The sequence below is a fragment of the Nocardiopsis sp. iso_186 genome (genome assembly GCF_056173365.1).
The window spans coordinates 587829-606964 of the sequence record NZ_CM149670.1; the positions used below are offsets into that span (position 1 = coordinate 587829).

19 protein-coding genes are annotated in these 19136 nt (G+C 69.1%); 15 read left to right on the top strand and 4 right to left on the bottom strand.

Annotated elements, in window-relative coordinates; translation table 11 throughout:
• Positions 1-11 precede the first annotated feature (11 nt).
• From infA to truA, 7 genes are all read left to right on the top strand, one after another.
• Positions 12-233 carry a translation initiation factor IF-1 gene (gene infA, locus AC0VYP_RS02760; protein WP_017593374.1) on the top strand — a complete coding sequence of 74 codons (222 nt, stop codon included), beginning with the start codon at positions 12-14 and terminating at the stop codon, positions 231-233.
• A gap of 66 nt (positions 234-299) precedes the next feature.
• Positions 300-413 carry a 50S ribosomal protein L36 gene (gene rpmJ / locus AC0VYP_RS02765; protein WP_013156136.1) on the top strand — a complete coding sequence of 38 codons (114 nt, stop codon included), beginning with the start codon at positions 300-302 and terminating at the stop codon, positions 411-413.
• 205 nt (positions 414-618) lie between these two features.
• Positions 619-999 (top strand): 30S ribosomal protein S13, encoded by a 381-nt coding sequence (rpsM, locus tag AC0VYP_RS02770; RefSeq protein ID WP_285760795.1) that lies wholly within the window; start codon positions 619-621, stop codon positions 997-999.
• A 70-nt stretch (positions 1000-1069) separates the two neighbouring features.
• The gene (gene rpsK / locus AC0VYP_RS02775) at positions 1070-1474 is read left to right on the top strand and encodes a 30S ribosomal protein S11 (protein ID WP_475472312.1); all 405 of its coding nucleotides are present in this window, start codon (positions 1070-1072) and stop codon (positions 1472-1474) included.
• A gap of 162 nt (positions 1475-1636) precedes the next feature.
• The gene (locus AC0VYP_RS02780) at positions 1637-2656 is read left to right on the top strand and encodes a DNA-directed RNA polymerase subunit alpha (protein ID WP_475472313.1); all 1020 of its coding nucleotides are present in this window, start codon (positions 1637-1639) and stop codon (positions 2654-2656) included.
• Between the two features lie 63 nt (positions 2657-2719).
• Entirely contained in the window at positions 2720-3229 is a 510-nt protein-coding gene (gene rplQ / locus AC0VYP_RS02785; RefSeq protein WP_285760799.1) for a 50S ribosomal protein L17, read from the top strand.
• Between the two features lie 84 nt (positions 3230-3313).
• Positions 3314-4156 carry a tRNA pseudouridine(38-40) synthase TruA gene (truA, locus tag AC0VYP_RS02790; protein ID WP_475472315.1) on the top strand — a complete coding sequence of 281 codons (843 nt, stop codon included), beginning with the start codon at positions 3314-3316 and terminating at the stop codon, positions 4154-4156.
• A 109-nt stretch (positions 4157-4265) separates the two neighbouring features.
• Here the strand turns inward: truA and AC0VYP_RS02795 are convergent, their stop codons facing one another.
• Positions 4266-5258 carry a hypothetical protein gene (locus tag AC0VYP_RS02795; RefSeq protein WP_285760800.1) on the bottom strand — a complete coding sequence of 331 codons (993 nt, stop codon included), beginning with the start codon at positions 5256-5258 and terminating at the stop codon, positions 4266-4268.
• 1555 nt (positions 5259-6813) lie between these two features.
• On the opposite strand from AC0VYP_RS02795, the gene rplM reads away from it, so the two are divergent.
• From rplM to glmM, 3 genes are all read left to right on the top strand, one after another.
• Entirely contained in the window at positions 6814-7263 is a 450-nt protein-coding gene (gene rplM / locus AC0VYP_RS02800; RefSeq protein ID WP_285760801.1) for a 50S ribosomal protein L13, read from the top strand.
• A gap of 36 nt (positions 7264-7299) precedes the next feature.
• Positions 7300-7809: a 30S ribosomal protein S9 gene (gene rpsI / locus AC0VYP_RS02805; protein ID WP_285760802.1), complete on the top strand. Its 510-nt coding sequence runs from the start codon at positions 7300-7302 to the stop codon at positions 7807-7809.
• A gap of 211 nt (positions 7810-8020) precedes the next feature.
• A complete protein-coding gene (gene glmM, locus AC0VYP_RS02810; protein WP_475472318.1) occupies positions 8021-9361 on the top strand; it encodes a phosphoglucosamine mutase in 1341 nt (446 codons plus the stop codon).
• 129 nt (positions 9362-9490) lie between these two features.
• Here glmM and glmS read toward each other — a convergent pair whose 3' ends face one another.
• Complete coding sequence (gene glmS / locus AC0VYP_RS02815) at positions 9491-11344, bottom strand: glutamine--fructose-6-phosphate transaminase (isomerizing) (protein ID WP_475472320.1); 1854 nt, start codon at positions 11342-11344, stop codon at positions 9491-9493.
• A 204-nt stretch (positions 11345-11548) separates the two neighbouring features.
• Positions 11549-12097 (bottom strand): hypothetical protein, encoded by a 549-nt coding sequence (locus AC0VYP_RS02820; protein WP_475472322.1) that lies wholly within the window; start codon positions 12095-12097, stop codon positions 11549-11551.
• Positions 12098-12423: 326 nt separating this feature from the next.
• On the opposite strand from AC0VYP_RS02820, the gene coaA reads away from it, so the two are divergent.
• The gene (gene coaA / locus AC0VYP_RS02825; protein WP_475472324.1) at positions 12424-13329 is read left to right on the top strand and encodes a type I pantothenate kinase; all 906 of its coding nucleotides are present in this window, start codon (positions 12424-12426) and stop codon (positions 13327-13329) included.
• 17 nt (positions 13330-13346) lie between these two features.
• Here the strand turns inward: coaA and AC0VYP_RS02830 are convergent, their stop codons facing one another.
• Positions 13347-13841 (bottom strand): DUF4913 domain-containing protein, encoded by a 495-nt coding sequence (locus AC0VYP_RS02830; protein WP_475472326.1) that lies wholly within the window; start codon positions 13839-13841, stop codon positions 13347-13349.
• 364 nt (positions 13842-14205) lie between these two features.
• Between AC0VYP_RS02830 and AC0VYP_RS02835 the strand changes: the two genes are divergently transcribed.
• From AC0VYP_RS02835 to AC0VYP_RS02850, 4 genes are all read left to right on the top strand, one after another.
• A complete protein-coding gene (locus tag AC0VYP_RS02835; RefSeq protein WP_475472328.1) occupies positions 14206-15750 on the top strand; it encodes an NAD(P)H-hydrate dehydratase in 1545 nt (514 codons plus the stop codon).
• A complete protein-coding gene (locus AC0VYP_RS02840) occupies positions 15747-16241 on the top strand; it encodes an NUDIX hydrolase (RefSeq protein ID WP_475472330.1) in 495 nt (164 codons plus the stop codon). The genes AC0VYP_RS02835 and AC0VYP_RS02840 overlap by 4 nt, the downstream gene beginning before the upstream one ends.
• A 143-nt stretch (positions 16242-16384) precedes the next feature.
• Complete coding sequence (locus AC0VYP_RS02845; RefSeq protein WP_475472332.1) at positions 16385-16717, top strand: hypothetical protein; 333 nt, start codon at positions 16385-16387, stop codon at positions 16715-16717.
• Between the two features lie 142 nt (positions 16718-16859).
• Positions 16860-19052: a PrsW family glutamic-type intramembrane protease gene (locus tag AC0VYP_RS02850; protein WP_475472334.1), complete on the top strand. Its 2193-nt coding sequence runs from the start codon at positions 16860-16862 to the stop codon at positions 19050-19052.
• Positions 19053-19136: the final 84 nt, after the last annotated feature.

Below are 19136 nucleotides of genomic sequence, written 5' to 3' on the forward strand. Positions count from 1 at the left end.
GCGTGGAGGATATGGCCAAGAAAGACGGCGCCATCGAGATTGAGGGCTCCGTTATCGAGTCCCTCCCCAACGCTATGTTCCGAGTGGAGCTCGACAACGGGCACAAGGTCCTCGCGCACATCAGCGGCAAGATGCGAATGCACTACATCCGCATCCTTCCCGATGACCGTGTGGTCGTGGAGCTCAGCCCGTACGACCTCACCCGCGGGCGCATCGTTTACCGCTACAAGTAGCTTCTCCGCTCGCGCGCAGACCGTCGAGGTTCGGCGCGCAGGTGGACTCAAGTCCCGGAGCAACCCATGAAGGTCAAGCCGAGCGTCAAGAAGATCTGCGCGAAGTGCCGAGTGATCCGCCGCAACGGCCGGATCATGGTCATTTGCTCGGACCCGCGGCACAAGCAGCGTCAGGGCTAGTCCAGCTCTTCTCGGCGGCATCTCGGGTCGCGCACGGCCGTCACGGCCCGGCGCGGCGCACATGAAGAATCTCGTTCCGATCCCGGACCGGCGCATCGCGCCTGGAAGGGACCACCCCCGGTCGGAGGCCGGGGCCTCGTCGATTGGGCGATGAGAGGAACAGGGACGGGACAGACCTCCGCAAAGCACAAAGGAGTTCGCCCAGATGGCACGCCTTGCAGGCGTTGACCTCCCCCGCGAAAAGCGGGTGGAGATCGCTCTGACCTACGTTTTCGGGATCGGCCGCACGCGCGCGACCGAAACCCTCGCCAACACCGGTGTCAACCCCGACACCCGCGTTCACGCCCTCACCGAGGACGAGCTCGTCAAGCTCCGTGAGTGGATCGACGCCAACTACAAGGTCGAGGGCGACCTGCGGCGCGAGGTCGCAGCCGACATTCGCCGCAAGATCGAGATCGGTTGCTACCAGGGCATCCGGCACCGCCGTGGCCTTCCGGTCCACGGTCAGCGCACGCAGACCAACGCGCGTACCCGCAAGGGCAAGAAGAAGACCGTGGCCGGCAAGAAGAAGGTCGGCAAGAAGTAGTCCGTCCGGACTCGACCGTTTTTACGGGTCCGGAAGTCACAACGGACCGATGATCTTGGGAGTTTGAGGAATGCCGCCTAAGGGCCGTCAGGGCGCCGCGCGTAAGGTGCGCCGCAAGGAAAAGAAGAACGTTGTCCACGGACACGCTCACATCAAGAGCACGTTCAACAACACCATCGTGAGCATCACCGACCCGACCGGTGCGGTGATCGCGTGGGCAAGCTCCGGGCAGGTCGGCTTCAAGGGCTCTCGTAAGTCCACGCCGTTCGCCGCCCAGATGGCGGCCGAGGCCGCCGCCCGCCGCGCTCAGGAGCACGGTGTGCGCAAGGTCAACGTCTTCGTCAAGGGTCCCGGCTCCGGCCGCGAGACCGCGATCCGCTCGCTCCAGGCGACCGGCCTGGAGGTCGGCTCGATCCAGGACGTCACGCCGGTTCCGCACAACGGCTGCCGTCCGCCGAAGCGTCGCCGGGTCTGATCCCGGTCCCATTCGCACCGGTTGTGCCGTCCGCCTCGGCCGTCAGGCTTGGGCGGCGGCCCGACCGGGCACCTTCAAGGTAATAGTTGCGGCTCCACGCGCCGTGGAGCCGGCCAGTGGCCGTCATATAGCGGGCGGCCGTGGGAAAGGAAGTAACGGACAATGCTGATTGCTCAGCGTCCCACCCTGATCGAGGAGTCGATCTCCGAATACCGCTCCAAGTTCGTCATCGAACCCCTGGAGCCGGGCTTTGGTTACACGATCGGCAACTCGCTGCGTCGGACTCTCCTGTCGTCCATCCCCGGTGCGGCTGTCACCAGCCTGCGCATCGAGGGCGTCGAGCACGAGTTCACCACCGTGCCCGGCGTCAAAGAGGACGTCACCGAGATCATCCTGAACCTCAAGGGTCTCGTCGTCAGCTCCGAGCACGACGAGCCGGTGCTGATGTACCTGCGCAAGCAGGGCCCGGGTGTCGTCACCGCTGCTGACATCGCGCCCCCGGCCGGTGTCGAGGTGCACAACCCCGAGTTGCACATCGCGACCCTGAACAGCAAGGGCAAGCTGGAGATGGAGCTGACGGTCGAGCGCGGCCGCGGTTACGTCTCGGCGACGCAGAACAAGCAGCCCGGACAGGAGATCGGTCGTATTCCGATCGACTCCATCTACTCCCCGGTGCTGCGGGTGACCTACAAGGTCGAGGCGACCCGAGTCGAGCAGCGGACCGACTTCGACCGGCTCATCCTGGATGTCGAGACCAAGCCGTCCATCCGTCCCCGTGACGCGGTGGCGAGCGCTGGTAAGACCCTGGTCGAGCTGTTCGGTCTGGCCCGTGAGCTCAACGTCAACGCCGAGGGTATCGACATGGGCCCCTCGCCCACGGACGCGGCGCTTGCCGCGGACCTGGCGCTGCCCATCGAGGACCTCAACCTCACGGTGCGCTCCTACAACTGCCTGAAGCGCGAAGGCATCCACAGCGTGGGCGAACTTGTCGCCCGCTCTGAGCAGGACCTCTTGGATATAAGGAATTTCGGCGCGAAGTCCATCGAAGAGGTCAAGCAGAAGCTGATCGACATGGGGCTTTCGCTGAAGGACTCCCCGCCTGGGTTCGACCCCACGAGCGCGGCCGACTCCTACGGATCCGACGAGGACGACCAGTCCTACGTCGAGACCGAGCAGTACTAGCCCCGAAGACCTTGGTCGGCGGCCGAGTGCGGCCGGACCGATCGCACACTAGGAGAACGACACATGCCCACGCCCACGAAGGGCCCTCGCCTGGGTGGCGGCCCAGCGCATGAGCGGCTCATGCTGGCGAGCCTCGCGACTTCGCTGTTCCAGCACGGTCGGATCAAGACCACCGAGGCCAAGGCCAAGCGCCTGCGCCCCTACGCGGAGAAGCTCATCTCCCTCGGCAAGCGCGGCGACCTGCACGCGCGTCGCCAGGTGATGACCAAGATCCTGGACAAGGGCGTCGTGCACGAGCTCTTCACCGAGATCGGCCCGCGCTACGAGAACCGCAGCGGTGGCTACACCCGCATCACCAAGGTCGGTCCGCGCAAGGGCGACAACGCGCCCATGGCCGTGATCGAGCTGGTCGAGGCACTGGCTGCCCCGGCTGCCACCACGGCTCCGGCCCCTGCGCAGGAGACCAAGGCCGAGGACACCAAGGCCGAGGAGAAGTCCGCCGAGGCCGCCTCGGAGGAGACCGCTGCTCCGGCCGAAGGCGATGCCGAGGCTGCGGAGAGCACCGAGAAGTAAGGCGCTCGACGCCTGTATTCGCACCACAGGAGTGCCCGGTCCCCTCAGGGGCCGGGCATTCTTGGTATCCAAGGGGAACGGCTGTTGAACGACGAGGAACAGGTCTGGCTCCGACTCGACATCTCCTACGACGGCACCGATTTCTCCGGCTGGGCCCATCAGCCGGGGTTGCGCACCGTACAGGGGACGCTCCAGGAGGCGCTTGCCCGTGTCTTGCGGTTGGAACAAGAAGCCGCCATCGGCTGTGCCGGGCGTACCGACGCGGGTGTGCACGCTCGGGGTCAGGTCGCGGAGGTCGCGATCCCTGCTCGGCTGTGGGCCGAGGAAGGCGACCGGTTGCTGCGCAGGCTGGCGGGAGTGCTGCCCCCCGATGTTCGTGTACGCGCGGTCGGCCGTGCACCAGAGGGCTTCAGCGCGCGTTTCTCCCCCTTGTTCCGCCGCTACGTCTATCGGGTCAGTGATGCTCCGGGCGGAGTCAACCCGCTGCGCAGGAACGACGTGCTGTGGCACCGCCACCCGCTGGATGTGGACCTGATGAACCGGGCAGCGGCCAAACTGCTCGGAGAGCACGATTTCGCAGCTTATTGCCGCAGGCGTGAGGGAGCCTCCACCATTCGCGAACTTCAGCGGGTGGAGTGGGAGAGGGAGGGGGAGCACCTCTACGCCGGTACGGTCCAGGCTGACGCGTTCTGCCACAACATGGTCCGTGCCCTGGTCGGTGCGCTCCTGGCGGTGGGCGACGGGCGTCGGGGCCCCGACTGGCCGGCCGAGGTCCTGTCGGCCCGGGTGCGCGACTCTTCCGTGCATGTGGTGTCGCCGCGGGGGCTCAGCCTTGAGGAGGTGCGCTATCCCTCCGACGGCGAGCTGGCGGCACGAGCTGCGCAGACCCGCCGATTCCGTACGCTCGCCCCGAAAGACGCTTCCTGAGCGAAGGGCGCCGGACCGCCGAGAGGGCGGGAAGGGCCGGCCGGTCCGCGTAGCGCAGGGTCCGTCGGTCGCCGCCGCGGTGGGGGTCCCACCGCGGCGGCTGCCCGATCTAGAGGGCCCGTTCTCCGAGCGGCCGTAGGGCCAGGTCGATGAACTCTTCACCGGTTTCGGCGAGTGCGGAGTCCGCCTCCTCCGGTGTGCTGCCGTCGGTGTTGGCGGTCAGGGTGAAGACGACGTAGCGGCCCCACAGCGCGCCGGACGCGTGACCGCCCGCGCCTTCGAGGCGTTCCGCACCCGTTCCCTCAGGTCCGGCGAGTCCGGCGAACCATTGCAGTTCGGCGGGGTCCTGCCCCTCGTGCACAGCCTTGGCGCTGACGGTGTCGGGAAGCGCGGCGACTCCTACCGTGACGGCGCGGGTCAGCGACTCGTTGACATAGGTGGCCCGGACCACTTGTCGGCACCCGTTGTCGTCGAGGACCTGCCCGAAATCGCCCTGTGCGGTCGTCTCGCACTTGTCGGTGTCGTCGTTGACCACCAGGGTGTATGTCTCGCCGCTGATTTCGACGTTCTCCTGGGCGAAGAGCTCGCCTGGTTTGAGCGGCGCGGGATCGGTGGATTCGTCCGAGACCAGGGTGGTGTCGAAGTCCGCGGGGTCCGGTTGACCGCCGCTGGTGGCGAGCAGGAACGCCCCGCCGCCACCGATGACCACGAGTGCGGCAAAGCCCCCCGCCATGGCGAGGGTCGTGCGGTCCACTCCGCTCCCTCGGCTGCCCCGCCCGTTTCTGCCGCCACCGCCACCGCCACCGTTGCGACCGCGACCGCCGCGTTTGCTGCGGCGCTCCTCGCTGTACTCGTCGAAGCCGGAGAGGTCGATCTGAGCGGTACTGGCGGTCTTCTCCTGGGGCGGCACTTCGTCGCGGAACATGGGGCGGCCGCCGTAAAGGTCCTCGCGTACGGGCGGGATGGCCTGGGTCGCGTCCTCATCGGGTACCGGCGGGATGGCCTGGGTGACGTTGTCGTCTTCGCGCACCGGCGGGATGGCCTGGGTCACGCCCTCGTCCGCGTCCGGGTACCGGCCCTGTCCGGACTGCGGTGAGAGCACGCGTCCCTGAAGAGGCTGGCCGTGCGACTCCGGCGGCGTCGGTTGTTGGGTGTGCCAGGTGGGTGGTTGGGCGGGGTTGGCCGGTGGCGGTGGAGGGCCCTGCGGGGTCCACGGCTGCTCGGGGGCCGCCCATTGCCCCGGGGGGACATGGCCTTTTGCAGGGGGCGCGGGAGGGAGGGCATTGAGGGAGGGGCGGGGGGCCGAAGGTGCCGGCGGTGGACCGCCGGGCTGCCCATAGGACCAGGGGGGCGGTTGTTGGGTGTGCCAGGTGGGTGGTTGGGCGGGGTTGGCCGGTGGCGGTGGAGGGCCCTGCGGGGTCCACGGCTGCTGGGGGCCGTGTTGCGATGGGAGATGGCCTCCGGTCGGGGTGTCCCAAGGGGGGTGGGGTTGGCCCGGGTGGGGTGCCGGCGCCCCCTGGGCGCCCCAGCTGTTCGCCGGGTGCTGCGGACCCGAGAAGGGCTGCTCCGCAGGCGGGGTCGGAGGACCGAGGGGGTCGTCGATGCGGTAGCTGTGCCGGGGCTGGGGCCCCGAGGAGGCTCCTGGCTGGAGGGGGTCGTCCCAGGGTGTGCCTTGGGCCGCCCGGTCCTCGTCGGAGTGGGGTGTCAGGGGGTGCTGAGGCCGGGCCGAGGGGGAATCGTAACCGTCGGCGGGCTCGTTCGAGTGCGATGCGATGGGAGAACTCCGGGGACTGTCCGTGGGCGGTGAGCGGCCCTCTTCGGGGACCCCGCTCCCGCCGCGTGGTGCGTCGCGAGCTTCGTATTCTCGCGCGCCTGAGGTCGGTTGGGAACTCTTCGACCGGTGGGGGCAGGTCGTCTGCTGCTCGCGTCGGAAAACGCCGTCCGATCTACGGTGTTCGGCTTCTCCTCGGTCAACTGTGGGACGGTGGGGCCGGGGGCGGCCGGGGGCACCGGGAGGGTATGGCCCCATCGGTCGATGCGTGGGTGAAACCGGGGGCGGAGCCCCGCTCCTGGACGTGCGCGTCCGGCAGGCACAGGTGCGGGTGCGCAGGTGGAGCGGAGCGCTGTTGCTGCCGCGGAGCATGGTGTCCGGTAGCGTGACCACCCCACTGCGGGTACGCGCTATGCTCGCGTTCGCGCCGGTAGTGCCTCTCCCATCCTATTAGGTGTTTGTCTGAGGCCAATATCCCAATACTGCATCGCGTGCCGGGGGCTTTCCGTGCCGCTCTCCGCTGTCGGACAGGCGTTCCTGGTGGGCGATGGTCAACGGCGGGACCAAACCACTCATCGGGCAAGGCATAATGAGAGTGGAGTAATCACGTGCCCCGGCAGGACCACTGGCCGGCCCATGAAAACAGACGTAAGCATCATGGGCCGTTTTGACCCGTAGCGTGTCCGGTGGTTATGATTCTCCGTCGTTGTGCGTTGAGTTGCCGTGGGTTCCCACTTGATCTCGTTGGGCGCCGATCACGCATCACTGTCTGCGCACTCAGACCATCGGGCCGACCTCCACACCGCGGGTGGTCCGGTCCAGTAATACGAGTTCCCCATTTCCGCTCGCGGAGATGGACACCGCCGACTGAGAAGGCAATACGATCGTGCGCACATTCAGCCCCAAGCCCAGCGATGTCCAGCGTCAGTGGCACGTCATCGACGCGTCCGACCTCGTGCTCGGCCGGCTGGCCAGCCACGTCGCCGTGCTGCTCCGCGGTAAGCACAAGCCGTACTTCGCGCCCCACCTCGACACCGGTGACTTCGTGATCATCGTCAACGCCGACAAGGTGGCGCTGACCGGTAACAAGCTGGTGCAGAAGCGGGCCTACCGGCACTCCGGCTACCCGGGTGGTCTGCGGTCGGTCTCCTACGGCGACCTGCTCGCGAAGAACCCCGAGCGCGCCGTCGAGAAGGCCATCAAGGGCATGCTGCCCAAGAACTCCCTTGGCCGCGACATCGCCAAGAAGCTCAAGGTCTATGCCGGGCCGGAGCACCCGCACCAGGCCCAGCAGCCGGTGCCGTTCGAAATCACCAAGATCGAGCAGCCCGCTTAGGCGTTCGCGAGACTACAAGGAAGCACGAGGAGAACCGTGGTCGAGCCCACCGGCATCGAAGACGTTCAGGAATTCGACGAGAACTCCGAGGAGTTCCCGGCCGAGTACACCACCGAGAGTGCCGAGGAGCCGGGCGGGGCGTACGTTCCCACCGCTTCTGGCCCCGGCGCCGGAACCGGCCGCCGCAAGACCGCCATCGCGCGCGTCCGCATCAACCCGGGTGCCGGCGAGTGGAAGGTCAACGGCAAGCCGCTCGAGGTGTACTTCCCGGACAAGGTCCACCAGCAGCTCATCAAGGAGCCCCTGGTCGCCCTTGGTTTTGAAGACGCCTACGACGTCTTCGCCCGCCTCAACGGCGGTGGCCCCAGCGGCCAGGCCGGTGCCCTGCGCCACGGCCTCGCCCGCGCACTCGCCGGGCTGGACCCGGAGAACAACCGTCCGCCGCTGAAGAAGGCCGGCCACCTCACCCGTGACGACCGCGAGGTCGAGCGCAAGAAGGCCGGTCTCAAGAAGGCCCGCAAGGCCCCGCAGTACTCCAAGCGGTAACAGCCCTCTGGGCTCTTGCCGACTGGTTCTCGCGGCCGCGACACCGATCGCGGTCGCGGCTACGGCCCGACGGCCATCCGGATCAATCCGGGTGGCCAGTGCGGGCCGTAGCTGTTTTCTGACCAGGTTCCCACGGGTGTACTCGGTCCCCCCCTTATCGAAATGGCGTCGTGTTCGCGCCGTCATCCTGACGAAACGAGGCGATTGTTTCGTGACTCGACTGTTTGGCACAGACGGAGTCCGCGGGGTCGCGGGACGCGACCTCACCGCCGCGCTGGCGCTCGACCTCGCGGTTGTGGCCGCCCAGGTACTGGCCACCGAGCCCACGGAGGGATCCCGGCCGCTCGCGGTGGTCGGCCGGGATCCCCGTGCCTCGGGTGAGTTCCTGGAGGCGGCGGTCGTGGCCGGTCTGGCCAGCGCCGGCGTCAACGTGGTTCGACTGGGCGTGCTGCCCACCCCCGCGGTCGCCTATCTCACCGGCGCGCTGAACGCCGACTTCGGCGTCATGCTCTCGGCCAGCCACAATCCCGCCCCCGACAACGGGATCAAGTTCTTTGCCCGCGGCGGACACAAACTGCCCGATGCCGTCGAGGACGCGATCGAGGAGCGCCTGGGGCGCACCGTCGCGGGTGCGGTCGGTGCTGACGTCGGCCGGGTCACCGACTCCTCCGACGGTGGCGAGCGCTACATCGAGCACGTGGTGAACTCCCTGCCGCAGCCGCTCACCGGTCTCAAGGTGGTCGTGGACTGTGCCAACGGCGCCTCCTCGGGCGTTGCCCCTGAGGCACTGCGTCGAGCAGGGGCCGAGGTCATCGCGATCGGCGACCGGCCCAACGGGCTCAACATCAACGAGGGCTGTGGCTCCACCCACCTGGAGACGCTCAGCGCCGCCGTCCGCGAACACGGTGCCGACGCCGGTATCGCTCACGACGGTGACGCCGACCGCTGCCTTGCGGTGGCCGCTGACGGTTCCGTCATCGACGGTGACCAGATCCTGGCCATCCTCGCCCTGGAACTGCGTGAGGCGGGACGACTGGCCGAGGACACCCTCGTGGTGACGGTGATGTCCAACCTGGGGCTGAAGCTGGCGATGAAGGAGGCCGGCATCACGCTGGTCGAGACGCTGGTCGGCGATCGCTACGTGCTGGAGGCCATGCGCTCGGGGTCCTACTCGCTGGGCGGCGAGCAGTCCGGGCACGTGATCCTCCTGGAGCACGCCAGCACTGGGGATGGTCTGCTGACCGGTCTGCACCTGCTGGCCGCCATGAACCGGCGCGGTCTCGCGCTGGCGGAACTGGCCAAGGTCATGAACCGGCTTCCGCAGGTACTGGTGAACGTGCGCGGGGTTGACCGTGCGCGCGCGGGAGTGTCCCCGGAGATCGCCAAGGCGGTCGCCGAGGCCGAGGCTGAGCTCGGCGGCACCGGACGCGTCCTGCTGCGCCCCAGCGGCACCGAGCCGATGGTGCGCGTGATGGTCGAGGCCGCCGAGCACGATCGGGCGCAGGAGATCGCAGACCGCCTCGCCGATGTGGTCAGGACGGCGCTCGCCTGATCCGTCCGTGTCGTCCGCCCCGCAGCCGGGCGGGACGGCACGGGCCCGGGCGAAAGAGCAAGGGGGGCGCGGCCGATCGGCCGCGCCCCCCTGCCGTTGCGATCCCGATTCTGTCCGGACCGCTTCGCCTTACTCCACGGTGACGCTCTTGGCGAGGTTGCGCGGCTGGTTGACGTCGTTGCCCTTGGCCAGGGCGAGCTCGGAGGCGAACACCTGCATCGGCACGGTCGCCACGATCGGCTGCAGCAGGGTGGGGACGGCGGGGATCTCGATGAGGGTGTCCGCGTACGGGCGGACCTTCTCGTCGCCCTCCTCGGCGATCACGATGGTCCGGGCGCCACGGGCACGGATCTCCTGGATGTTGGACACGATCTTGTCGTGCAGCACGCTGCGCCCCTCGCGGGAGGGAACCACCACGACCACCGGTACGCCTTCTTCGATGAGCGCGATCGACCCGTGCTTCAGCTCGCCGGCCGCGAACGCCTCGGCGTGCATGTAGGCGAGCTCCTTGAGCTTGAGCGCGCCCTCCATGGCGACCGGGTAGCCCACGTGGCGGCCCAGGAACAGCACGGTGTTGGCGCCGGAGAGGGAGCGGGCCAGGTCGCGCATCGGCTCCATCATCGACAGGACCCGCTCGACCTGCTCGGGCATGCCCGACAACTGCTCGATGACGGCGTTGACCTCGTCGCCGAACTTGAGGTTGCGAACCTGGGCGAGGTAGAGCCCCACCAGGTAGCAGGCGATCAGCTGGGTGAGGAAGGTCTTCGTGGCGGCCACTCCTACCTCGGGGCCGGCGTGGGTGTAGAGCACCCCGTCGGACTCACGGGGAATCGTGGAGCCGTTGACGTTGCAGATGGCCAGCACGCGGGCGCGCTGCTCCCGCGCGTAGCGCACCGCCATCAGCGTGTCCATGCTCTCGCCGGACTGGGAGATGGCGATGACCATGGTCTGGCGGTCGAGGATGGGGTCGCGGTAGCGGAACTCGCTGGCGACCTCGACCTCGCAGGGAATGCGGCACCAGTGCTCGATGGCGTACTTGGCGATCAGGCCGGCGTGGTAGGACGTTCCGCAGGCGATGATCACGATCTTGTTGATGTCGCGCAGCTCTTCGGGGGCCAGGCGCATCTCGTCGAGGGTGAGGGTGCCGTCCACGGCGACCCGGCCGAGCAGGGTGTCGGCGACCGCGCGGGGCTGCTCGGCGATCTCCTTGAGCATGAAGTAGTCGTAGCCGCCCTTCTCGGCGGCGGAGGCGTCCCAGTCCACGTGGTATTCGCGCACCGGAACAGGGGTGCCGTCGTAGTCGGTGACCGTGACGGAGTCGGGACGCAGTTCCACGACCTGATCCTGGCCCAGCTCGATGGCGTCGCGGGTGTGCGCGATGAACGCGGCGACGTCACTGGCGAGGAAGTTCTCGCCCTTGCCGCGGCCCACCACGAGGGGGGAGTTGCGGCGGGCGGCGACGACCAGTTCGGGGTCGTCCACGGACATCGCGACGAGGGTGAACGCGCCTTCGAGCCGGTGGCAGATTCCGCGCATCGCGGCGGCGAGGTCGCCGTCACCGCGGTCCTTGAGTTCCTCGCTCAACAGGTGCGAGGCGACCTCGGTATCGGTCTCGGAGAGGAACTTGCAGCCGCGCTCCTCCAGTTCCAGACGCAGCGAGGCGAAGTTCTCGATGATGCCGTTGTGAATCACGGCGACCCGGTTGTGGTTGTCCACGTGCGGGTGGGCGTTGACGTCGTTGGGTGCGCCGTGCGTCGCCCAACGGGTGTGCCCGATCCCGATCCCGTCGGCCGATCGCGGGCGGTTCTCCAGAGCGGAGCGCAGGTTCGCGAGCTTGCCCGCGCGCTTCTCGGTTTCCAGCTTTCCGTTGTTCAGGACCGCGACACCCGCGGAGTCGTATCCCCGGTACTCCAGTCGTGCAAGACCGCCCACAACGACTTCCAGCGCCGGTTGCGGCCCGACGTAGCCAACGATTCCACACATGAGCGTCAGAGTAACCAATAAAACGGGCCGAACGGACCTCCCGTGGACTAGTCCAATGAGGATTTTCGCAGGTAGCGGTATAGACCAGTTGGTTGTCGGTCGGCTCTCCGCCCAGGTGGGGCGCGGAGTCCGGGTGCTCTGGCGGTGCGTGGGCGAAGGACCGGGGCGGTGAAAAAAGTTCCGAGATCACAGGGGGAGTCCCGGCTAGCGCAACCAGCGCGCCCGGGTCACCAGGGCGCTTCGGCCCCATGCGCGGCCGAGCCCCCAGACGTCGCCCGCTCCGGCCGTTGCCAGGCCGACGCCGACGAGGGCGTAGATCAGGTAGTGGTTCAGCAGGGGGTTGTCCGCCATCGGAAGCATTGCGAGATAGGCCAGCACCATCAGCAGCGCGTTCACCGTCGCGGCGGCGCGCATACAGATGCCCAGGGTCAGCGCCACGCCGGTCCCCAGCAATCCCAGCATGAGGAGGGTGTTGACGCCAGGCAGTTCCGACACGGCACGGAAAGCGCCGGAGAACGGGCCGCGGGTGCCGCTGAGAGCGTTCATGCTCGGACTGTTGCCGGTCAACCAGGCACGGTCCGCTGTGGTGGGCAGTCCCAGGCCGAATGTGCGGTCGAAGAACGCCCACAGGTAGAGGAAGCCCAGGCAGATGCGGGTCACGGCCCAGGTCCGGCCGGCGGGTGGTCGGCCCGGGTCGCCGCGTTGGGCGCCCGGGACGGTCGCGGTGCGGCGAGGGAGGCGGGTCGCGGACATGACGGTCAGCTCCTGAAGAGGCGAAGACGTGGTCGTATCCGGTCACGATAAACCGCACTACGCAGCGAAAAAGGGGGTATTCGCCATCGCTTGATCCAATACGAGCGCGTTTTTTGCGTTGCACCGCGGGCAAGGAGGCTGTGCGGCCGTGTCCCACCTCTCCGGTGAGGAGGGTGGCGTACCGTCGCAGTTGACAGTGGTGCGGTGGTGCCCACGGACCGGGTGCCCGCCCGTCCGCGGAGGGCGGACGCGACGCCGCCGACCGGGCTCGTCTAGGGTGGGCAACCGTGTCTTATGCGACGAAAAACGGTTTTTCGACGCCGTACGTGGAGTTGGACCGATCCGCGTGGGCGGCGCTACGTGCGGCGACGCCCCTGTCGCTGACCGAGGCGGAACTGGAGATCCTGCGGGGTACCGCGGACCCGACCTCATTGGACGATGTCCGCGACATCTACCTGCCGTTGTCCAGGCTGCTGAACCTGTACGTCAAAGCCACCCGCCAGCGCCACGCCGCGGTGCGCGGGTTCCTCGGCGAGGACGACCGGCCCATGCCTTTTGTCATCGGGGTCGCCGGCAGCGTCGCCGTGGGCAAGTCCACCACCGCCAGGCTGCTGCGTACGCTGCTCGCCCAGTGGCCCGACCACCCCAATGTCGAACTGGTCAGCACCGACAACTTCCTGTACCCCAACGCGGTGCTGCAGGAGCGCGGAATCATGAACCGCAAGGGGTTCCCCGAGAGCTACGATCGCCGGGCACTGGTCCGGTTCGTCTCCGAGATGAAGGCCGGCGCCGCGCAGATGCGGATTCCGATCTACTCGCACCTCGCCTACGACATCCTGTCCGACGCGACCCAGACGGTGCACCGCCCCGACATCCTGATCGTCGAAGGCATCAACGTGCTCCAGCCGCCCCCGACCGGGAGGCTGGCGGTAGCCGACTTCTTCGATTTCTCCATCTATGTGGACGCCAGGGCGGAAAGCATCCGAGAGTGGTACCTGGACCGCTTCCTGGAGTTGCGGCGCACCGCTTTCGAGGACCCGCGCTCCTACTTCCACGCCATGGCGACCCAGGTCCCCGAGGACCAGGCACGCGAGTTCGCGTTGCGTACCTGGAAGTCCGTCAACGAGGTCAACCTCGTGGAGAACATCATTCCGACCCGACCGCGCGCCACCCTGGTGCTGTATAAGGGCGAGGACCACCACGTCCGTCGGGTTCGGTTGCGCAAGACCTGAGCGTTGTCGGGGGGCGGTCAGCCCCTCCCGCCGCGATGGCCACCGGGCCCCAGGCACCGGCCGAACGGGCCGGTGACCGAACGCAGCCGGTCCAGCGCAGGGTCCAGGTGGTCGCGGTGCCATAGCCCCGGACCGGAGGGGCCGGCAGTCGCCGTGTCGGTGAGCTCGACGTAGGACAGTCGCAGCGCGTGCAGCCGGCCCACCGCCTCGTGGTGTTCCCACCAGGAGGGGCACCATTCGGCCCCCGAACCGATGTAGACCGGTAGCAGGAAGTCGTTCACCCAGCCCACGAGCGCGGCGAGTTCCCCGCGGTACTCCTCGCGAGGCAGGTTGAAGATGAACCGCTGCGCGCTGGGGGCCTCCTCTGCTTTAGGGGGAGCGGGGGCCAGGTCACTGAGCTGTGTCTGCAGCCTGATGACGTCCGCGCCGAGCTTGTGCATGGCGTTCTGGAGCAGGGCGACGCGGTCGGTGAGGCCGCTGTCGGCCGTGACCCGGTCGTCGGTATAGGTCATGGGAGGGTCCCGTGCTGCTATTCGGTGCCGCAAAGCGGACATGTCGGGGCGCGAAAAGTAAATCAGGCTTCATCCGGTAACCGCGCACCCTAGGACATCCACGACCGTACGCGACACTCGGCGCCCTGGTACACACCGCCCGCCCCGCACGGGCGAACCGCGGCCGTCGCCGGGCGTGTTCGACCCCGGCCCGTCCGGTGGGCGGTGGCTCCGCCCTGCTGACAGGGTGCGGCGCAGCGTATCCGGCCTCCTGGGGCCACGCGCTCCGAGTACCCCGGCGCGCGTGGCCGGGACAGCGCTTCGGAGCATGTCCGGTGGGGCATGGGGGCAGAAGTAGTCCGACACCACACAGTTGGAGGACAAGGTGCGGCAGGCTCACACCGTGCAGACCGTGCGCGAGGCCGAGGAAGCGCTCATGGCGAGCCGGCCCGAAGGAGCGCTCATGCGCGCAGCCGCCGGTGGACTGGCCGCCGTGTGCATCCGGTTGCTCCCGCGCGTGTACGGCGCACGTGTGGTCGTTCTTGTCGGCGGTGGGGACAACGGTGGCGACGCCCTCTACGCGGGGGCCGCAATCGCGCGGCGCGGCGCGCGGGTCCGGGCGCTCGTCGCAGGCTCGGCCCCGCACGCGGCCGGGCTGGCGGCGTTCCGTGCGGCAGGCGGGGCGGTGGCGGCCGGTGCCGATGCCGCGACGGAGATCGGCGCAGCCGAACTCGTCGTGGACGGTCTGGTCGGTATCGGAGGTCGTGGCGCGCTGCGCGAACCGCACGCGACACTGGCTGCGCTGACCGGGGAGGCGGACGCGCTCGTCGTAGCGGTCAACCTGCCGAGCGGAATCGACGCCGACACCGGTACGGTCTCCGGACCCTGCGTGCGCGCCGACGTCACGGTCACGTTCGGTACCCACAAGCCAGGTCTGTTCGTCGATCCCGGAGCGAGGTACGTCGGGGTCGTCGAGTTGGTTGACATCGGACTGGGACCGCGACTGCCGGCACCGCGGGTGGTGTCGCCCCAGGTAGCCGACATCGCGGCGCTGCTGCCCGAGCCCGGGCCGGAGTCCGACAAGTACCGGCGCGGTGTCCTGGCCGTGGCCGCGGGAAGCGACCGCTACCGGGGGGCCGCGGTGCTCGCGGTCGGGGGAGCACTGCGCACCGGCGTCGGTCTGCTGCGCTACGTGGGACAGCAGGGGGTCGCCACCGAGGTGGTCCACCACTGGCCCGAAGCGGTCGTCTCGGTCCTGGACCCGACCGATCCCGCCGGCCGCCTCCCCCAACGGGTCGCGGCGTGGGTGGTCGGCCCGGGGCGGGGGCTGCACCCGACCGCGGCGATGGAACTCGAGGCGGTGCTCGCCACCGATCGACCGGTGCTGTTGGACGCGGACGCCATCACTCTGCTCGCCAAGCGTCCGGAACTGGTCAGCGATCGGACCGCCCCGACCCTGCTCACCCCGCACGCGGGCGAACTCTCCCGGCTGCTGCCCGACTCCACCCCCGCCGAGGTCGAGGAACACCGCTTGGACCACGTCGTCCGTGCGGCCGAGCGCTACAACTGTACGGTCCTGCTGAAAGGGTCCACGACCCTGATCGCCGCCCCCGGGCTGCCCGTCGTCGTCAATCCGACCGGAACCCCGCTGCTGGCCACCGCGGGAACGGGCGACGTGCTCGCCGGGGCGGCCGGCGCGCTCCTGTCAGCTGGACTGTCCCCTCCCGACGCGGCCACCTGCGCCGCTTACCTGCACGGACTGGCCGCCCGCCTGGCCCATGACGGTGCCCCGGTCTCCTCCTCCGACCTGATCGGTGCACTGCCCGTGGCCTTCGCGGCGATTCTGGGCAGCGACAGCGAGGAGGGAGTACCTGCCCGGGGCAGTAAAGTCGCAGACGGCACGCGCGGACGGGGAGGCAGACGGGGATGACGGTTTCGGTGCGAATCGACGAGGACGTCAACATCCCCACTCCCGACGGCGACCGGCGCTGGGTCGTCGGTGCCGTGATCATCGATCCCGCCGGGCGTGCCTTCGCTCAGCGCCGCGCACCTGACCGCGCGGTTTTCCCCGACTCCTGGGACATCGTCGGCGGACACGTCGAGCCCGGTGAGACGGTTGTCGAGGCGTTGTCCCGCGAGATCAACGAGGAGACGGGGTGGCGTCTCAGCGAGATCGTCGCCGATCTCGGGAGCCTGACATGGACTCCGGGTGACGGCGTCGAGCGCTTCGAGGTGGATTACCTGGTCCGCGTCGAGGGCGACCTGGCGGCACCCGAACTGGAGTGGGAGAAGCACACCGAGTTCGCCTGGGTCAACGAAACCGGCCTGGACCTGCTGGCCGATCACGACGACCCCTCCCATACCTTCACCGCCGACATCATCGCCCTGGGGCTGCAGCGCGCCCGTGCGCGACAGCACTAGCCGGACCCGGGACCCGGACCGAGCGTGCGGACCGGGAGGGGGCGTCCCCCCGAATACCCCGACCGTCCGTGCTCGCGGCGCTCCTCCTGGTGCCGTAGAGCTGGAGGTCGTCTCCGTTCACGCCTGCCCGCCGCTGGCGGCCGATGACCGGCGCCTGGAACGACTACCTCGCCGCGCTCCCCGCGGCAGCCCCGGCAGCTCCGCTCCGGCTGTTGGCCGGGACTTCAACGCCACCCTCGACCACGCGGCCCTACGCGACATCCTGGCCACCGGTTACCGTGACGCGGCCGCGACGACCGGCGACGACCGGCGACGACCGGCGCGCGACCTGGCCGGATTCCGGACCGCTGCCCGGGATCACCATCGACCACGTGCTCGTCAACTCCCGGGCGCACGCCACCGCCACCAGCCTGTATCCGGTTCCGGGCACCGATCATCGCGCCCTGCTCACCGAGTTGATCCCGCCGGCATCCTGACCTCGACGGGCCTTCCCCGGATCCGAAAAAAGGGATTCGTCCCTCGGGACAGAGTGCGGCACCCGCGATAACGTAGGCACTTCGCCGGACTCGGGGCCCGGCGCAAGGACGACCGGGCACCGGACACGAGAAAACGAGGGCCATGGACGAGCAGGCCATGCTCACGCGCGATCTCGTACTGCGGATCTGCGCCACCGCCACCGAGCTCGACCGGGGCTGGATCCGTACCGATCACAAAGTGGTCGCCCCGTTCACCGCCTCGCGCGACACCTCGCTGATGGAGCGCGTCGCAGCCGGCGCCCACGTACTGGGTGTGCACCGGCTGCTGATCTGCCGGACCCGCTCCGAGCACGCATATGAGTCGGTCATCCAGGTCAACGCCGATGCCCGGTCCCTGATCGCTGTCATTCGCGACTGGGGCGGAGAACCCACCGATTTCCTCGTCTGCCTGGAGGACTTCTCCGGGGCGGTTCTGATCACCGCGGGAGAACTCACCGTCGCAGCCGGTCCCGCCGACTACGTCCGGGCGCTCGTGGGACCCGACATCGCCCAGGTCCGGGCGGAGTTCGCCGAAGAGGCGCGCAGCCGACGCGACCCCGACCTCACCCGAGCGGCCACCCGTTACGGACTGCTGGACACCAGCGGCAAGCACTCTCGCGGGTCGCGGGTCCCGGGGCCCGATCCGGCCGAGCGCGCCGCCGATCGTGTGGCGGCCATGCGTGCCGACGCCCCGGGTGCCACCGCGCTGCTGCGCACCGTACGCGGTGTGTCCGGGTGGGCGATGGTGGTCGTCCTGGCGTTGGCGCTGGTGTTCGTACCGGGGACCTCGGGAGTGGTCCCCACCGTCCTGCTGATGCTCTGGCTTCTTGCCCAGCTCGCCTGGCTCGCCCGCTCGCGCACGGTCAGTTTCGCCGCGCTACTGCGGCTGCTCGTCCTGGGCGCCCTCAGCACCTGGCCCATCGCGTTCGCGGAGCAGGCGGTCGCCACCGTCGTGGGACTCGATCCCACCAACCGTTACGCCTACGCCTATGTGGCTGTCCCGGTTGAGGAACTCGCCAAATTCACGCCTGTTCTGCTGTTCTGGCTGGTCGCGCGGCGCCGTTTCAAGCGCTTCGCCGCCGTGGACTACCTCCTGGTGGCAGCGGCCTCGGGGGCGGGCTTCCACCTGGCCGAGACCCTCATGGCGACCCTGGTGGCCGGTGGCCCTGCCACCCCTCTCGCCGTGCAGGGCGGCCTGTTCTCCGTACTGCCCGGCTGGGTGGAACTGACCGGCCCCGGTGTCCACTTCTCCGGGCACGCGGTCACCACCGGCCTGGTCGGGGCCGCGTTCGGGCTGGCAGCGGTGGGCAGCCGCCTCTACGGCCGGTGGCTGTGGATACTGCCGCCGCTGGCTCTGGGAGCGGCCGCCCTCGAACACCTCAGCTACAACGCCTTCATCGCCGGCCTGGAGCCCACACAGGTCACCTCCGTGGTGTTCGCCCTCTACGGCAGCGGTGCAGCGACCCGGTGGCTACTCCTGCTGCTCCTGGCGGTCGCCGTCGTCCTGGACTACCGGACGGCCCGGTTCGCCGCTGACTCCGCCCCGCGGCTGCCGGGCCGGGCACCCCTTGCCGCGCTCACCACCCGTGCCCACGGGCGCGCGGTCTGGCGGCGCACCCATCTGCCCGGTGACATCGCTCCGGGGTTTCGCCGGATCGCCCTGGCCTGGGCCCGGTTCCCGGTGACCCTAGCCGAGACGGCCGCCTCCATCCTGCACGAATTCGCTGTCCAGGTGGTTGCGGCCCGGTGCGGGCCGGCCGCGCTCTGCACGGCATGGCGCTTCCTGTTGCGTCGGCGCGAACACGCCATGGGAGCGGCCCGTGCCGCAGGACAGCCCTGGAGACGTGTCCCCGACCGCGCGGAACTGGCCACGGTCGGGACCGGACTCAGCCAAGTCATCGGACTGGGAACCGCGCTCGCGACCACGATCGCCGGACTACTGCTCACCGCGCCGGCCCTCGGCGTCTTTGCCGGCCCCCACCCCGCCTACGCCGTGGTGACCACGCGGGCCCTGGCCGACTGGCTCACCGGACTCTCCACCGCTGACACCCGCTGGGTCTTCGCGGGCGGCCTCGCCCTGATCTGGCTCCTGGTCAGTGGATGGACCGTGCCGCGGTCCCATCCCAGCGTCAAGGACTTCCTGCGCGACCCGGGAGGCAACGCCGGCGGCCTCCTCGGGGCGCTCGCCCCCGGCCAGGTCGCCTACGCGATCACCGGCCTCGTCGGTCTGCTGCTGCCCCCGCGGGTGACCCGGCTGCTCCAGCCCGGGCCCCGCCCCGCCCCGCCGGCGGGCTGAGCTGGTGGTGGTCCCCGGCAGGGCACGGAACGCGGAAGCGACCGGTTTCGCATCCCGCCCCCGCCCCATGCCAGACTTGCTGGT

What these genes read in the sequence shown, in the direction of transcription:
- infA (WP_017593374.1), top strand. Translation starts at nt 12, where the DNA reads ATGGCCAAGAAAGACGGCGCCATCGAGATTGAGGGCTCCGTTATCGAG.
- rpmJ (WP_013156136.1), top strand. Translation starts at nt 300, where the DNA reads ATGAAGGTCAAGCCGAGCGTCAAGAAGATCTGCGCGAAGTGCCGAGTG.
- rpsM (WP_285760795.1), top strand. Translation starts at nt 619, where the DNA reads ATGGCACGCCTTGCAGGCGTTGACCTCCCCCGCGAAAAGCGGGTGGAG.
- rpsK (WP_475472312.1), top strand. Translation starts at nt 1,070, where the DNA reads ATGCCGCCTAAGGGCCGTCAGGGCGCCGCGCGTAAGGTGCGCCGCAAG.
- AC0VYP_RS02780 (WP_475472313.1), top strand. Translation starts at nt 1,637, where the DNA reads ATGCTGATTGCTCAGCGTCCCACCCTGATCGAGGAGTCGATCTCCGAA.
- rplQ (WP_285760799.1), top strand. Translation starts at nt 2,720, where the DNA reads ATGCCCACGCCCACGAAGGGCCCTCGCCTGGGTGGCGGCCCAGCGCAT.
- glmS (WP_475472320.1), bottom strand. Translation starts at nt 11,344, where the DNA reads ATGTGTGGAATCGTTGGCTACGTCGGGCCGCAACCGGCGCTGGAAGTC.
- AC0VYP_RS02820 (WP_475472322.1), bottom strand. Translation starts at nt 12,097, where the DNA reads ATGTCCGCGACCCGCCTCCCTCGCCGCACCGCGACCGTCCCGGGCGCC.
- AC0VYP_RS02830 (WP_475472326.1), bottom strand. Translation starts at nt 13,841, where the DNA reads ATGACCTATACCGACGACCGGGTCACGGCCGACAGCGGCCTCACCGAC.
- AC0VYP_RS02840 (WP_475472330.1), top strand. Translation starts at nt 15,747, where the DNA reads ATGACGGTTTCGGTGCGAATCGACGAGGACGTCAACATCCCCACTCCC.
- AC0VYP_RS02845 (WP_475472332.1), top strand. Translation starts at nt 16,385, where the DNA reads ATGACCGGCGCCTGGAACGACTACCTCGCCGCGCTCCCCGCGGCAGCC.
- AC0VYP_RS02850 (WP_475472334.1), top strand. Translation starts at nt 16,860, where the DNA reads ATGGACGAGCAGGCCATGCTCACGCGCGATCTCGTACTGCGGATCTGC.